Raw genomic sequence first — 15,660 nt, forward strand, 5'->3', positions numbered from 1 at the left:
ACTGTCCGGTGGACTGTAAAGACGATAGGAGAGCCCATGAGTAAGCGCGATTTTTATGAAGTATTAGGTGTGAGCAAGACCGCTGAAAGCAAAGAAATTAAGCGAGCTTACCGCAAGCTGGCTATGAAATATCACCCTGACCGTAACTCTGATGATCCAGATGCTGAGGATAAATTCAAAGAAGCATCGATGGCTTACGAAGTACTAAGCAGCGAAGAGAAGCGCTCTGCTTACGATCGCATGGGTCATTCAGCCTTCGAAAATGGCATGGGCGGCGGTGGCTTTGGCGGTGCAGGTGGTGGCAACTTCCAAGATATCTTCGGTGATATCTTCGGCAACTTCGGCGATATCTTCGGTCAGCAGCGTGGCGGCGGCGGTGGACGTTCGCGCCGTGGTTCTGATTTGCGTTACGTCATTGAGCTGACGCTAGAAGAAGCGGTACGTGGCTGTAAAAAAGAAATCAGTTTCACTGCGCCTGCGCCTTGCGACACGTGCGATGGTAAAGGGGCAAAAAATGCCTCTGATATCGTAACTTGTCAGACCTGTCATGGACAAGGTCAAGTGCGTATGCAGCAAGGATTTTTTGCCGTGCAGCAGGCCTGCCCACATTGCGGCGGCACTGGTAAGCAAATCAAAAACCCGTGCTCTGACTGTCACGGTAATGGCGTTAAAGACAAATCACGTACGCTAGAAGTGTCTATCCCAGCGGGTGTTGATGATGGTGATCGCGTCCGTCTAGCAGGCGAAGGCGAAGCGGGCGGCGCGGGCGTCCAAAACGGCGACTTATACGTTGAAGTACGCGTAAAACCGCATAATGTCTTTACCCGTCAAGGGGCTGATCTCTATATGGACGTACCTGTGAGCATTACCGATGCAGCACTGGGTAAAGAGGTGGAAATTCCAACCTTAGATGGTAAAGTAAAAATCAAGGTTGCAGAAGGCACGCAAAGTGGTAAGTTGCTACGTGTACGCGGCAAAGGCGTGACGCCAGTACGCACCACCATGAAAGGTGATTTGATTTGCCGTGTGGTTATCGAAACCCCAGTGAACTTAACTCGCGAGCAAAAAGACCTGTTGCGCCAGTTCCAAGATACGCTCGACGGTGATAGCAAGCATCAGCAGTCGCCACATAAGAAGTCATTCTTTAAAAAGATTGGTGACTTATTTGATTAACTGAGTTGTTTCAATCACTCGTTTGGTTGAATGACTAGATACAAAACCCCCAGTGTTTCACATGAAACACTGGGGGTTTTTATTGACGCTATAAAAAACCATTCAGGTGGTGATATTTGCTAAACTTAGCATCATAACATTCAAAAACTTTCTTATTAATATAGAGCTTTTAGGGTAAATATATGAGCCAACAGATAACAGCGCAAGAAAATACAAATAAACAAGCCATCAAAGTCGGGGTGATTGGTGCTGGTGGTCGTATGGGACGTATGCTAATAGAGGCGGTACAAGACAACTCGCAAACGATATTAAATGCCGCGATAGAACGTCAAGGTTCAAGCCTTGTTGGTGCAGATGCTGGCGAAGTCGCCGCTATCGGTCGCTTAGAAGTGCAAATTGTCGATGATTTAAAAGTTGTCATTAATGACATCGATGTACTCATTGACTTTAGCTTGCCTGATGCCACTGAACAAAATATGCAGATTTGTGCGGCAAACAATGTCGCGATGGTCATTGGCACCACAGGATTCAATGAGCAGCAAGAGCAAGTGTTGGCAAAAGCCAGCGAGAAAATTGCGATTGTCTATGCTGGTAACTATTCAACAGGTGTTAATCTGTCATTAAAGTTGCTCGGCATGGCCGCGAAGGCATTTGGCGAGGATGCCGATGTGGAAGTCATTGAAGCCCACCATAAGCATAAAATTGATGCGCCATCAGGCACAGCATATATGATGGCAGAAGCCGTGGCAGAAGCTCGTGGACAGAATCTAAAAGACGTTGCTGTTTATGGCCGCGAAGGACAAACGGGCGAACGCAAAGCAGGTACTATTGGTATTCATGCCATTCGCGGCGGTGAAATCATTGGCGATCATACCGTGATGTTTATTGCCGATGGTGAGGTGGTTGAAATTACCCATCGTGCCCGCGCGCGTATGACTTTTGCCGCGGGTGCCGTACGTGCCGCGACTTGGGTTATCAAACAAGAAGTTGGGCAATATAATATGCAGGACGTGTTGGGTTTGAATGATTAGTTTTTGAGCAAGTAAGGTTTGAGTGATTAGAGTTTCTTGCTTGCCGTTTGCTGCTTTATGGTTGCTGAGGATGGCTTATTGATAAAGTGGAATGACGGTTAGGAGTCAAGCATGGATAAGTTTAGCAAGAATCTAATAGCGAGTTTTAGTCGCACTGTGGCTGTTGTCAGGGGTGCCAGAAGTATCAAAGCTGCCAACATCGTCAAGACACTCAAACCTAGAAAAAGTACGCTTTACGGTAGCCAAATAGCATTTGCCCTCAATTTGACGGTAGTGCCAATAGTCGCACAAGCAGCTACTTATCAAACCTACGTCATTGATACCTATGGCGGTGATGCATTATTACCTGCTGTTCGTCAGCAACTGAATAATAGTCGTGACGGCGGTACAGTTACTACCTATCAAGACAAGTTAGTGTTGCATACGACAGCCGCTAACTATCAGGCGGTACAGCAGTTATTGACTCAGATTGACGGTCAGCCACAGGCATTGACGGTCGCTGTGCGTGTTGGCAACAATAGCAGCGTCCAAGGTAATATTCAGCAAGGGCAGGTCATTATTAGCAATCGTGGTATTCAAGGGTCAGGGATTATTCATCAGAGCAATAGCCAACAGCAAACAAATAATTTATACCAAGTACAAACCTTGTCAGGTAGTGCCGCCAGCATCAGTACAGGGACGCTTTATGCGCTGAATCAAACCTCTGATGTAAATAGTTATACGAATTATAAAAGTCCGTCAGCACAGATTGTCATTCAGCAGCAGGTATTGCTACCAACGACGCAAGGCATCATGGTTACGCCAAGATTATTACCGACTGGTCAAGTCGAAGTAACCTTGTCACAAGTTGAAGAAAAACTCGCACGCTCCTATTCAACTTCTCAGAAAAATAGTAATCATGCCATTCAAGGTCAACGATTAGACACGACCATTATTATCCCACGTGGACAATGGGTAACTATCGGACAAATCTCTCAAAGTAGCCAAAATCAACGCGCAAGTTATGGTAGCAATCGTACCATTGATAGCACTAAAAACATACCAATTTGGATAATGGTGCAGTAGTCTTGCATTCACTCATATTATTTTTGGCATAAAAAAAGCGCGATACTGTAATGAGCAGTATCGCGCTTTTTATCGATAATAATCTATTACAGATTAGTCAACGTAGATCACTTCTAACGGTGGAAAACCATTGAACTCAATAGATGAATACGAGTTAGTATACGCACCCGTGGTCAACCAAAAGATTTTATCACCAATCTCCAGCTCTTCTGGCAATTGATAGCCCGCTTCTTCATACATGATATCGGTCGAATCACAAGTAGGGCCTGCCAGTACCACAGTGCCTTTGCTGGTTGATGTTTCCATCTTAGGCGTATAAACCGGATACTTGATGGCCTCTCCCAACGTCTCGATTAAGCCTTGGAATAAGCCCACATCGGTATAGACCCAACGTGTTAAATCTGTGTGTGACTTACGTGAGATAAGCACCACGTCACTGACCAATACGCCCGATCCACCAACCAATGAACGACCTGGCTCAAGGATAATCTCAGGCATGTCCTCTTCACTATAGTCGTCTGTCAAATAACGAGTGATCTCTTCAGCGTAGACTTTTATAGGGTTCACTTCACTGATATAGTTGGCTGGAAAGCCGCCACCCAAATTGATCATTTGTAGCTTAATATCTTCTTCGTTTTTCATCCAGTCAAACATGTATTTGACCTTGGCTAGCGCATCATCCCAAGCGGCAACGTCTTTTTGCTGACTACCGACGTGGAATGAGATGCCATAAGGCACTAGACCCAAATCACGAGCTTGAATCAACAGCTCAATCGCCATATTGGGATGACAACCAAACTTACGAGACAATGGCCATTCAGCGGTCTCAGACCCTTGTACTAAGATACGCACAAAGATTTTTGAACCAGGAGCGTGCTTGGCAATATTTTTTAAATCCGCTTCTGAGTCGGTCGCATACAAGTCAATACCTTTTTCAAAGGCATATTTGACATGCTCCGCTTTTTTGATGGTATTGCCATAAGAGATACGCGATGGCTCAACGCCGCAGTCTAATACGCGATCAAGCTCATAGATGGAGGCACAATCAAAGTTCGAACCAAGATCAGCAAGCAAGTTAATCACTTCAACAGCAGGACTGGCTTTCATTGCATAATGGATTTTAGCATTGGGAAAAAACCCAACCATTTCATGATATTTGGTTTTGATACGGCTAAGGTCCACGACCAAAAATGGCGTCTCGCGACCTTCAGCAGCTTGAGTGAATTTCTGCCAGCCGGCAGGGTCAAAATATTGGTCAATTTTGATCATGGTCATGGTAGGGAACCTTTAATAAAGACAGTAGGTGTTAAAGAGTAAATGCTCGCATCACGTCATTGTCATCTCACATTAGTGTCATCACGCATCTCACAGGTGATAAAACCTTGCTTCCATGCTGATTAAATGACGTAAAAATAGCTTAGAGGATGAATGGACTAAGAATGGCTGGGCTGCGGCTGTTTATCCGCCATTTGTTCGCCTTGTTTTTCGCGTATTTTAACGATTTTACGCACTTTATCGCGAGCACGAGTTTGCTTGAGACGTGATAAATAATCGACGAATATGACCCCATTTAAATGATCCATTTCATGTTGGATGCATACCGCGAGTAAGCCTTCGACTTCTTCATCGATTTTTTGACCATTCTCATCTAAGGCTTCAATACGCACTTTATTCGGGCGCTCAACACTGTCATAGACTTCAGGTACGGACAAACAACCTTCTTCATAGGGCTGTTTCTCTTTTACCAATGGTGTCACCTTTGGGTTGATAAAAACTCTAGGGCTATTTTTATCTTCAGACAGATCCATGACGATGAGCTGAATATGGCGATCCACTTGGCTTGCCGCCAAACCGATACCTTGTGCCTCATACATCGTCTCAATCATATCAGCGATTAAGGTTTTGATTTCAGCAGTCACTTCCTTAACAGGCGTAGCAATAGTGCGCAGGCGCGGGTCTGGGTAATTTAAAATAGGGAGTAAAGCCATAACGCTCACCTCAATGATAGGGATAAAATAGGGTTGATATTATAGGATAAATGGGGACAAAAGTAATGCTTATCAATACTTTCGCACAATTATTGCTTTTTATCATCGTAAAAAATCAAGGAGGTCGCTTTTATTATAGGCATAAAAAAGCCCTGCAATTCGCAAGGCTTTTTAATTTATATAAGCTAGATTAGATGTAATCTGACTTGCATAAGTAGAGTTGCTTTTTAGCAAATTGAGTTTAGTGGATCAAGCCACTTCTGAGTCATTAAAGTCACTTTGTGCAACCAAAACATCTGAGCAAAAGTGTAAAGTTATACGCCACGTTTGCTCATAATCATCTCATAGATAAATAACAGGATGATCGCACCGATTACTGAGAATATCAAACCAGTAAATCCGCCATCAGCATTGATACCGATAAGACTAGCTAAGAAGCCACCTAATAAAGCACCGACGATACCCAATACAATCGTCATTATCCAGCCCATCGGGTCACTGCCCGGCTTGATAGCTCTTGCCAATAAACCTGTAACCAGACCTACAATAATCATCCAAATAAAGCTCATATTATTCTCCTAATTTATTATCATTTATAATAGTTAATCAATTTTGATAAGCTCATTGTAAGCACTGTATAGACGTAAAGGTAAGCGCGAAATGTTACCAGTGTATGAGCTATGTGAGGAAAATCGTAGATTTGCTAATATGCAGGTAGAATAGGTAAATGAAAGGTTACAAAGGTAGTGAAGTCGAAAACGCCGTTTATATATTAAAGCATTTTTGGATATCGACGCTCCCTAATACTGATACTCTCTAATACCGACGTTCCAATAGTCATCGCAAGTAATCAGAAAAAGTTGACCATAAAAAAACGTTGCTCATTTATAATAAGCAACGCTCTTATTTGACATCAGAACTAGACCGGCTAAATTATTTGTTATGTAGCTTTATTAAGTGGCTTTATTACGTAGCACAGTTAATAAGCGTTGATGAACACCCTCAAAACCGCCATTCGACATAATCACAATGGCGTCACCCGCTTTTGCGTGCGTGTCGATATGCTCGATGATAGCATCGATACTAGAGATCACCTGTTGGTTGCCCATGTTAGGATTTGCGCTATTGGCATTTTCAATGACTTCTTTTAAACCCCACTCCAGTCCTGTCGGCTCATACCATAAAGTATGATCGGCGAGAGCAGCAGACTCAGCCAAGCTGTCTTGATGAATGCCCATTTTCATGGTGTTACTACGTGGTTCAATAATCGCCCAAATGCGTCTGTTCGCCAGTTTTTTCTTGGCACCATCTAAAGTCGTAGTAATGGCTGTAGGATGATGGGCAAAATCATCAAAGACTAAGATATCATTGACATCGCCAATCAGCTCCATCCGACGTTTAATGCCCGCGAATGCTGATAACGCCGCGCACGCAGTTTTAACACTGACGCCGATGTTATAAGCTGCTGCGACAGCAACCAAGGCGTTATTCACATTATGCATGCCGCTCATCGACCAGTCGACGACGCCTGTGGCTTCTTCATCAGCAACATCAGCCGCAAAACTAACCGCAAATTGACCACCATCTTCGCTGATAAGTTCAGCTTGCCATTCGCTGTTATTGTCTAAATTCTCATCTTCTACATTAGTAGCGTTTGCTGCTGAATCCAGTACGGCTGTCCGCCAAACGGGTGTCCAAACCCCTTTCGCCAACGTCTCCTCTAAGCTGGTAGTCGCTGTAGGCATAATGATTTTGCCCGTGCTTGGAATCATGCGCACCATATGATGGAATTGGGTCTGAATAGCCTCAAGATCCACAAAAATATCCGCATGATCAAATTCTAGGTTATTTAAAATAGCCGTACGCGGACGGTAATGAACGAACTTTGAACGCTTATCAAAAAATGCAGAATCGTATTCATCCGCTTCGATAACGAAATAGCCAGTATTTACCGAATCGTCATTATCAATTTTGTCCGCACCCAAATAACTGCTGTGAGCGAAGACGTGCTGTAAATGCTCATCAGTGGTATCAACCAGTGGCACACCGCCGATTAAAAACCCAGTGTCGATACCCGCATAGTGCAATATCCAAGCGAGCATGGTCGTCGTCGTGGTTTTACCGTGAGTACCGGCAACGGCTATCACATGACGCGATTGTAATACCTGCTCAGATAAAAACTGTGGTCCTGAGGTATAGCGTAGACCTGTGTCCAGCATATATTCGATGACATCCATACCGCGCTTCATGGCATTACCAACGACGACTAAATCTGGTGCTGGTTGTAAATGCTCTACCAGATAGCCTTGCTCAATGGTCACGCCCGCGTTTTCCAGTTGGGTGGACATCGGCGGATAAACGTTGGCATCTGAGCCCGTGACCGTATGTCCAAGCTCGCGTGCCAGCAATGCCAGTGAGCCCATAAAAGTACCACAAATACCAAGAATATGAATATGCATAGACGTTCCGTACGAGCTTAAATTAAAAGAATAAAAATGGAGCATTATCCCAAAAGTTACCGATATTAACTGTGGTGTATTCTAGGATACGCTCAACCTAATGATCATCAGTCTTGGCTATAATTAAAATATTATAAATGGTGACGGTGTTAACCGTGCTTCATGTACCAAACGTACTATTGACGCCCGCTTGCCTTACCTCTACTTTATATTGCTTCGACCCTATATTCTGTCACAAAAACAGCATAGGATCGCCAAGTAGCAGCGTCGAAAACGAGCACTTATTGTAAAGTAAACACCGCATGATGACCAATAAAAAACGCCCAACAAGTAGGCGTTATTAAGAGGATGGTTTGGCTCATTGAGCATCACTATATTCAGAGCACCTAACTATATTCAGAGCACCTAAAATTTAGAGCCTCTAAATGTTTATGCCGCTATTTTATTATTTGCGCGACAGGGTATAGTCATTGTTAGGTTTTTTATGTTCATCCATTAAGACAAGATGATTGTCTTGAATATGATACGCTTCAATGTTTTTGTCTTCATAGACAATCGTAATCATATCATTGTCTTGACGATAAACACCAGGCTCAAACAGGGGTGCATTCGGCATTTCGGGATTGTTATCTATACTGGTTTTTAGCACTGAACCATCAGCAAACAAATTCAATGTAATATCAGTGCTATCACAAGATTTACAGGGTACCATGCCACCATAATCGCCCATTAACGTGGCTTGTAACGTGCCATTACCCGGCTCTGAGCGTGTCAGCGATTGATGGGGATATGCACCGTTACTCGATTGGGCAGCCGCGATCAGCGATTGTCCTTCTGACACTTTATCTAGCTCACTACCCGCATTTAATAGATTGGTTTCTGGCAAGTTCTCTGCGCTAGCTTGTGCGCTGTTCTCTTCTACATGATCGATAGGGGCGACCTTAGTCGTCATACCTTTATCGCCGCTAGACGAAGTACTATCACAGCCGATGAGCAGCACACAGAGGGGCAGCGCTAGCAAACAACGACCACCGCGTTTGAGGATAGTTAGCGTGTTAGAACAAGTAGGCAAAAAATATATCATGGTCACACCAAAAAACAGTTTTTTAATAGTCATTCCAAATGATTATCGACACTATCGACAACTCAATACATTGTCAAAAAGGAAAGATAATAGGAAGTATAAATGTTTAAATTAGAGTAGAAGACTACGAGTGCCATCTGAGGCTAGGCGGCGAGAAGAAGCTATCGATAGCCTATCGCCAATCAGTCAACAGTGATGGATATTTAAAACGCTATTTTACCCATCAAAAAGCAAATAAACTGTGTCAAGATATCAAAGGTTAAAGATATCTCTGTGGCCTTTTTGTTATGATAGGTTTAGCCATGAGCTAAGAATAATGGTTTAACATTGATAGATATGACGAACCAAAATTATCGGAGATATTTGATAGTGGCTCATTAAAGAACAGACGTTTAGTAATAAACACGCCTGTTCGTTTGGAAAAATGGATCTAGCAAAAACAAAGGGTATAGCAAAAAGCAACGTAGGGGCTAATTCGCTATCAAGCAAGACGGTTAGGGGCAACAGGTCGTAAAATGCGCCATAATATCAACCCGTGTACCACCAATAGCAGACTAAATAGAATCAAAGATTGTTCAGGAATACTTAGACCCATAAATGTCCACTCAACAGAGGCACATTCGCCAGAACCTGCAAAAACTTCTTTAAATACTTGCAAAATCGGTAGCGTATCTAACCAATAATCCAGCCCTGGACCACAAGAAGGTACTTGGTCGGCAGGTAGATGCTGTAGCCAAACATGACGTCCAGCCACGGCGGTCGCCCAACCGATACCTGCTAAGCTACCAAGCCACAATACCAGTCTAACTGCCTTAGATTTAGGGTTGAATAATGTCGCTATCAAAGCAAAACTGCCCATGATTATGAGGCCAATACGCTGAAAAATACACAGTGGGCAAGGCGAAAACCCCATATAGCGCTGTAAAAAAAACAGCGCAAAACTCATACCTATTACGGCTATTATCACCAAAAATATTTGCAAATTGCGGTAAGTGGTCAGCTTTAGCATCGGGCAGTTACTCTTATAAAGTAGTCATCTATACACGTTAAGTGGCGGTCAGAATTTAGTATTCAAAACTCAGCAATAAAAGCTCAGCAATCAAAGCTTAGCGATATTGCTGTAAAAATTCCATAAAATCTTCAGTTTCGGCTTTTTCAATCTCAGCTTGCTGTAATATCGATTTTTCTGCCAACACTTCATATTTGGCTTGGGTGTTTGGGCTAAGCGTTTGCTGTAATAAAGACTCACGATGCTGCTGCGCCAAGGTAAAGCCAAGCTGCCATAAGCTGCCTAAACGCTGACTATCAGAGTTTACTTGTGCTGAAATAGTCGATTCAGAATGTCCTGCTTTGCCTTGCATTAACGCGATTGCTGCACGGTAATCGTTGCCGCCATAATGCGCATCAAGTAGCGCGGCAAGTGGTTGCATGCGTTCTAAATGCACCAGCATCCAGCTCTCAAGCAGTTGCTCTTCGCCGTTGTTTATAATGTGTAAGCCTTCGCGGCGACCTTCGTTTACCACGCGCTCAAGATTGATGGCTAAGGTCTCTTCTTCCTCAGGTAATAGATCAGGTGAGTCGCTCAGCAGACAGTACAGCGCCATGACCTCTAAGAAACAGGCGCTAGATAGACGAATACCGACATCGCTATAAGGATCTAGATCGATTGCACGGAACTCGACATAAGCGATACCACGGCGCTCTAATGCTTCGGTCGGTGTCTCGCCGCTCATCGCGATTTGTTTGGGACGAATAGGGCTATAGTATTCATTTTCTATTTGTAAAATATGATTGTTGATTTGGATAGGGTTGCCATCGGCATCATCCAAGCCAAGCTTGGCAAAGCTTTCGTGCGGAGTCTGAATCGCGCGGCGCAGTCCATCGACATACTCTGGCAGATAGTTATAACGAATATCGAGCTGTTCTTGTACACTATTGGTATAACCAAGCTTGCCCATACGTAGGCTGGTGGCAGCAGGCTTATAATAGGTTGAGTCGTTCAGCAGCTCTAAATCATGCTCACGACCAGCTAAGAAACAAGGACAAACGCTAGGGCTAGCACCCAGTAAATACAGTACCAAACTGGTCAGCCGCTTAAAGTTACGGATAAGTCCTAAGTACTTTTCGTTTTTAAATTCTGTCAGCGTTTGCGCTTGTGCAGCAGGTATTTCAGCTTGCCAGACTTCAAATAACCCGTCGCCAAAAGACAAGTTATAATGCAAACCTGCAATCGTTTGCATGCGCCGACCATAGCGGATACCAAGTCCACTACGGTATAGCGTCTTGAGCTTACCCGTATTAGAGCTGCCATAATCAGCCAGTGGGATGTCTTCGTCATTCGATGACAGCATACAAGGCATAGACAGCGGCCACATCAGCTCACCTTCAGGCATGGCTTGATAGACCAGTACATGCAACTGACGCAGCATGTTTAGCGTCTCTTTTGGTGAGGTTTTAGGGTCAGTAATTAGCTCAAGTAGGCTTTCTGAATAATCAGTTGTGATGAACGGATGGGTGAGCTTTGAGCCAAGTTTGGTTGGATGCGGTGTCTGAGCCAAGTAGCCATCGGGTCTTACGCGCAGACCTTCTTTTTCGATACCGCGGAGCATGCCTGTTAAATGCTTGCTATCAAACCAATTAGGAATGTCAAAATTCACAAAGCTACTCGCAAAATTACTCATAATAGTCATCTATTGTTATTTATTATGGCGGCTCAAAACACGACTGGCGTTTGACCATAATGAAGGTAAATATTGGATTAAGAATGCCGTCAGTTTAGCTCAAAGCTGCCCTGAAAACCACGGACAATTACAAATACGATAAGCTTTACAGGCGCTCATTCATCTTGATTTTAATAGGTATTTCAATAAAAAATTTTATGAACAGCGCGTTACTGTTTTCTAAAAAACGCATAAAACAAGAAGCATCTACCTACGAGATAGATGCTTCAAAAGTACGACGTTAAGCTGTTTATGATAGCGTTGACTAACGAGGAAGATATCTTGATCAAAAGTCATGCGTCTTGCCAACTTAAATAGAGAAGGATGAGCCACAGCCACACGTGGTGGTGGCATTTGGATTGGTGACGATAAAGCGTGCGCCCTCTAATCCCTCAGTATAGTCAACGGTAGAGCCTTGCAAATACTGATAGCTTAGTGAATCGACAACCAAGGTCACATCGTCATTATCAAAATTGGCATCGTCTTCATTCAGCTCATTGGCGAAGTTAAAGCCGTAAGAAAAACCTGAGCAGCCGCCGCCCGTCACATAGACACGTAACATCAGATCGCTGTCGCCTTCTTCTTCACGTAGACGTCGCACCTTTTGTGCAGCGCTATCGGTTAAGCTTAAAACAGTTGGGTCTACTGGCTGGCTGGCGTTTGGATTAAATTGGTTGGCTGATTCGTTCATATCTACCTCAGTTGCTAGGATCAAATGCGGTCGTCCAGTTAGGGTTTGCAATGAAATAGTTGCAAATAAAGATACGCACGGCGTTTGATTCAATTGGGTGCTGTTATTATGGCGCTGCTATTGGTACGACTAATGGCGCATTATAAATATGATATCTGTGTCATTACAACGATTTGGTTGATAACGGGCACTTATCTCATCGCAGTATATCATAATGGGGGTATTGATTCGTTTGTCAAGAGTGACGCTACTGGCTGAAGGTGGCTGATTGATACTAGTGGTTATTATCCCCATAAACTCATGCTAAGAGAAAGACTTTTTGTGCGAATAAACACTTGGTTTTGAAATAGTTATTTAATCGTTTGCCTATGGGGCAAGCGTTTGAAATAATAGCCGCCAGTTAACATGCCAGATGTGTGTTTTTTATTGCCTTATATTTTATATTACTGTTGAGTTGAAGAGATTATATGATCGAATTTAAAGACGTTGGTGTTCGCCGTGATGGTCGTGAGTTGTTTGCAGGGGCAAGCTTCCAGCTACATCCGGGCCACAAAGTTGGCTTGACGGGCAACAACGGCACCGGCAAATCCACCTTATTTGCCTTATTGTTGACGCGAATGGGCAGAGGAGATACCGAGGTCACGCTTGATAGAGGTGAAGTCAGTATTCCTGATAGCTGGCATGTGGCACACATGGCTCAGGAAGTCGGCGCTACGACGCAGTCTGCAATCGATTATGTATTGAGCGGTGATGAGCAGTGGTATGAGATTAATGCTTCTTTGAATGATTTGAGTAGCGTCAGTGATGAGCAGATCGGGATATTGCATCAGCAGTTTGATGAAATTGATGGCTATCGTACGCCGACTAAAGCGGCACAAATTATGGCAGGTCTTGGTTTTAATACCAGCCAGCATGAATTGCCCGTAGAAGGGTTTTCGGGTGGTTGGCGCATGCGTCTAAACCTTGCCAAAACCTTGATGAGCCGTGCAGACTTAATGTTACTCGATGAGCCGACCAACCATTTGGATTTGGATGCTATTCTTTGGTTAGAGACTTGGATCAATGCCTATACTGGTCTGGTCATCGTCATCTCGCATGACCAAGCCTTTTTAGATGCCACGGTCGGTCATATTCTGCACGTTGAGCAACAAAAAATCACCCTTTATACTGGTAATTATCAGCAGTTTATTCGCACCCGTCATGAGCGTATGGCACAGCAGCAGCAAGCGTTTGAGAAGCAAGAAGCGACCAAAGCACACTTGGATGACTTTATTCGTCGTTTCCGTGCCAAAGCCAGTAAGGCTAAGCAAGCACAAAGCCGTATCAAGCAGCTTGAGCGCATGGCTGAGCTGTCACCGATGATGGCGGACAACCCGTTCTCTTTCCGCTTCTATGAGCCAGCAAATATGAGCTCACCACTGATTGAGCTGACCAAAGCGGATATTGGCTATAGCGATACGCCACTTCTATATAATGCCAATGTGCAAGTGACGCCGGATACGCGTCTTGGCTTACTGGGTATGAATGGCGCAGGTAAATCAACACTGATTAAAGCCTTAGTCGGTGAGCTTGGCGTATTAACAGGGACGTATCGTGTTTCGGATACCCTGAAACTAGGCTACTTTAACCAGCATCAAATGGATATATTGGATGCCAAGGCCACGCCGATAGAGATGTTGCGTCGTCTAGCCGGTAAAACCTCTGATGCGATGCTACGCTCATTTTTAGGCAGTTTTGACTTCCGCGGTGAACGTATCGATACGCCGAGTGAGCTATTCTCTGGGGGCGAGCGTGCGCGTTTGACGCTGGCATTGATTGTTTGGCAACGTCCGAACGTTCTGGTACTCGATGAGCCGACCAACCATTTAGATTTACAAATGCGCCAAGCGTTGACTATTGCCTTGCAAGGATTTGAGGGGGCAGTGGTACTGGTTTCGCATGATCGTGAGTTGATTGCCAACGTCTGTGATGAGCTGTTTTTGGTACATGATGGTCAAATCGAGGAGTTCGATGGTGACATCAGCGACTACGGTAAGTGGCTGGCAGAAAAGCGTAAGCAAGAGAACTCATCAGATAAAAGTACCAGTAAGAAAAAAAGCAAAAAAGAGAGTAAGAAATTCGTTTCACGTGAAACAGATAATGATCAAGTGAGCAATAAAGCACCTGATAATTCATCAAAAAGTAAAGCGACGACGCCTACGCTTAGTAAAGATGCGCAGCGTAAATTGGCTGCTGAACAACGCAAACTCACCGCACCTGTTCGCCGTGAGATAGAAGAGACAGAAAAGACATTGGCTAAAATTGATAAGCAGCTTGTGACGCTTGAAGAAAAGTTGGCTGATACGGCTCTATACGAAGAAAGTCGCAAGTCTGACTTGCTAGTATTACTCAATGAGCAAACGGCATTGCAGCAGCAGCACAGTGACAATGAAGAAAAACTATTACTTTTGATGACGACATTAGAAGAAATGGAAGCGGGTTTTGAGTAGAGAGCTGTTCGTTATAGTAAATAGTAGGTTTTGATTGTTTTTTAAGCTATTTTCACTTGATAAAGACAGTCACAAAAAAGGGAGAGCGCTGGCTCTCCCTTTTTTATTACGTTATTCCTTACGGTATTTACCATCACCATAAGACAGTATTTCCATCGTGGTCGTACATAACTGACAGTTTATTTGACCAGCAGCGGCTTTCGATAAATCCAAAATACGACCCCGAATGAAAGGGCCTCTATCGGTAATTTTTACGATTACACTCTGCTTTGTCTTCTTGTTGGTCACTTGTACCTTCGTACCAAACGGCAACGTGCGATGCGCAGCGGTCAAAGAGTTCATGTTGAAGATACTACCACTAGCAGTGCGCTTACCGTGGAACTGACTACCGTAATAACTGGTGTTTCCAGCAAAAACGGTGGTACTCAGCAATAGTGATAATGTGATAACCAAAGACTTGATTAAATAAGACATTTAATACCTTTAAGCAATTTATAAAATAGACAGATACACTTGCCTATGTTATTCATACTCCCTATGAGTATAAATAATATATTCATTTTACAACACATACTTTGTCATATTCTTACGGTTCTGTAAAAGAACTACCAAGGTCAAAACGCTCATTTATGCACGCTAGCTAGTGAACACCAGTGCTCTGTATGTAATTGTTTTAAATAATGATTTACATTGTTAATAGTATTTTTGGCTTGACTCTCTATTTTTTCATTAGGGCGAGTGTTAAATTGATATGACTTCTGTGGTTCTCAAAGAATAATAATGCCAGAATTATAGTGAAACACATCATTACCGTGGCACAAGTGAATAACAATGTATTAAGTGCTTCAAACAACTTAAACACTGCTGTTGTTCGGCACTATTACTGGTAATATTTGTATAACGGTATTGAATTTTTATATTACTATCATTATTAGATAGACTATCGTTACCACCTGTTAT

At 43.5% G+C, this 15,660-nt stretch carries 13 protein-coding genes; 4 read left to right on the plus strand and 9 right to left on the minus strand.

Features of this window, described 5'->3' with window-relative positions; all coding sequences use genetic code 11:
- The first annotated feature begins 36 nt into the window (after positions 1 to 36).
- From dnaJ to JMW85_RS00825, 3 genes are all read left to right on the plus strand, one after another.
- Entirely contained in the window at positions 37 to 1,173 is a 1,137-nt protein-coding gene (gene dnaJ / locus JMW85_RS00815; RefSeq protein ID WP_087814909.1) for a molecular chaperone DnaJ, read from the plus strand.
- A gap of 182 nt (positions 1,174 to 1,355) precedes the next feature.
- Positions 1,356 to 2,204 (plus strand): 4-hydroxy-tetrahydrodipicolinate reductase, encoded by an 849-nt coding sequence (gene dapB / locus JMW85_RS00820; RefSeq protein WP_201580650.1) that lies wholly within the window; start codon positions 1,356 to 1,358, stop codon positions 2,202 to 2,204.
- 111 nt (positions 2,205 to 2,315) lie between these two features.
- On the plus strand, positions 2,316 to 3,269 hold the full coding sequence (locus JMW85_RS00825; RefSeq protein ID WP_201580651.1) for a hypothetical protein: 954 nt from the start codon (positions 2,316 to 2,318) through the stop codon (positions 3,267 to 3,269).
- A 93-nt stretch (positions 3,270 to 3,362) separates the two neighbouring features.
- Here JMW85_RS00825 and JMW85_RS00830 read toward each other — a convergent pair whose 3' ends face one another.
- The 8 genes from JMW85_RS00830 to erpA all read right to left on the minus strand — a co-directional run bounded on the left by JMW85_RS00830 (position 3,363) and on the right by erpA (position 12,211).
- Positions 3,363 to 4,538: a type III PLP-dependent enzyme gene (locus tag JMW85_RS00830; protein WP_055125679.1), complete on the minus strand. Its 1,176-nt coding sequence runs from the start codon at positions 4,536 to 4,538 to the stop codon at positions 3,363 to 3,365.
- A 164-nt stretch (positions 4,539 to 4,702) separates the two neighbouring features.
- The gene (def, locus tag JMW85_RS00835; protein WP_201580652.1) at positions 4,703 to 5,257 is read right to left on the minus strand and encodes a peptide deformylase; all 555 of its coding nucleotides are present in this window, start codon (positions 5,255 to 5,257) and stop codon (positions 4,703 to 4,705) included.
- Positions 5,258 to 5,571: 314 nt separating this feature from the next.
- Positions 5,572 to 5,826 carry a GlsB/YeaQ/YmgE family stress response membrane protein gene (locus tag JMW85_RS00840; RefSeq protein ID WP_201580653.1) on the minus strand — a complete coding sequence of 85 codons (255 nt, stop codon included), beginning with the start codon at positions 5,824 to 5,826 and terminating at the stop codon, positions 5,572 to 5,574.
- A gap of 384 nt (positions 5,827 to 6,210) precedes the next feature.
- Complete coding sequence (gene mpl, locus JMW85_RS00845; RefSeq protein ID WP_201580654.1) at positions 6,211 to 7,716, minus strand: UDP-N-acetylmuramate:L-alanyl-gamma-D-glutamyl-meso-diaminopimelate ligase; 1,506 nt, start codon at positions 7,714 to 7,716, stop codon at positions 6,211 to 6,213.
- Positions 7,717 to 8,161: 445 nt separating this feature from the next.
- Entirely contained in the window at positions 8,162 to 8,800 is a 639-nt protein-coding gene (locus JMW85_RS00850) for a copper resistance protein NlpE N-terminal domain-containing protein (RefSeq protein WP_201580655.1), read from the minus strand.
- Between the two features lie 481 nt (positions 8,801 to 9,281).
- The gene (locus JMW85_RS00855; protein WP_201539363.1) at positions 9,282 to 9,809 is read right to left on the minus strand and encodes a disulfide bond formation protein B; all 528 of its coding nucleotides are present in this window, start codon (positions 9,807 to 9,809) and stop codon (positions 9,282 to 9,284) included.
- Positions 9,810 to 9,906: 97 nt separating this feature from the next.
- Entirely contained in the window at positions 9,907 to 11,481 is a 1,575-nt protein-coding gene (gshA, locus tag JMW85_RS00860) for a glutamate--cysteine ligase (RefSeq protein WP_201580656.1), read from the minus strand.
- Positions 11,482 to 11,830: 349 nt separating this feature from the next.
- Positions 11,831 to 12,211, minus strand: coding sequence for an iron-sulfur cluster insertion protein ErpA (gene erpA / locus JMW85_RS00865; RefSeq protein WP_201580657.1), 381 nt, complete (start codon positions 12,209 to 12,211; stop codon positions 11,831 to 11,833).
- A 467-nt stretch (positions 12,212 to 12,678) separates the two neighbouring features.
- On the opposite strand from erpA, the gene JMW85_RS00870 reads away from it, so the two are divergent.
- The gene (locus JMW85_RS00870) at positions 12,679 to 14,700 is read left to right on the plus strand and encodes an ABC-F family ATP-binding cassette domain-containing protein (RefSeq protein ID WP_201580658.1); all 2,022 of its coding nucleotides are present in this window, start codon (positions 12,679 to 12,681) and stop codon (positions 14,698 to 14,700) included.
- Between the two features lie 111 nt (positions 14,701 to 14,811).
- Here JMW85_RS00870 and JMW85_RS00875 read toward each other — a convergent pair whose 3' ends face one another.
- Positions 14,812 to 15,174 carry a septal ring lytic transglycosylase RlpA family protein gene (locus tag JMW85_RS00875; protein WP_045442968.1) on the minus strand — a complete coding sequence of 121 codons (363 nt, stop codon included), beginning with the start codon at positions 15,172 to 15,174 and terminating at the stop codon, positions 14,812 to 14,814.
- Between the last annotated feature and the right edge of the window lie 486 nt (positions 15,175 to 15,660).

This window comes from Psychrobacter glacincola, assembly GCF_904846075.1.
GTDB classification, from domain to species: Bacteria; Pseudomonadota; Gammaproteobacteria; order Pseudomonadales; family Moraxellaceae; genus Psychrobacter; species Psychrobacter glacincola_C.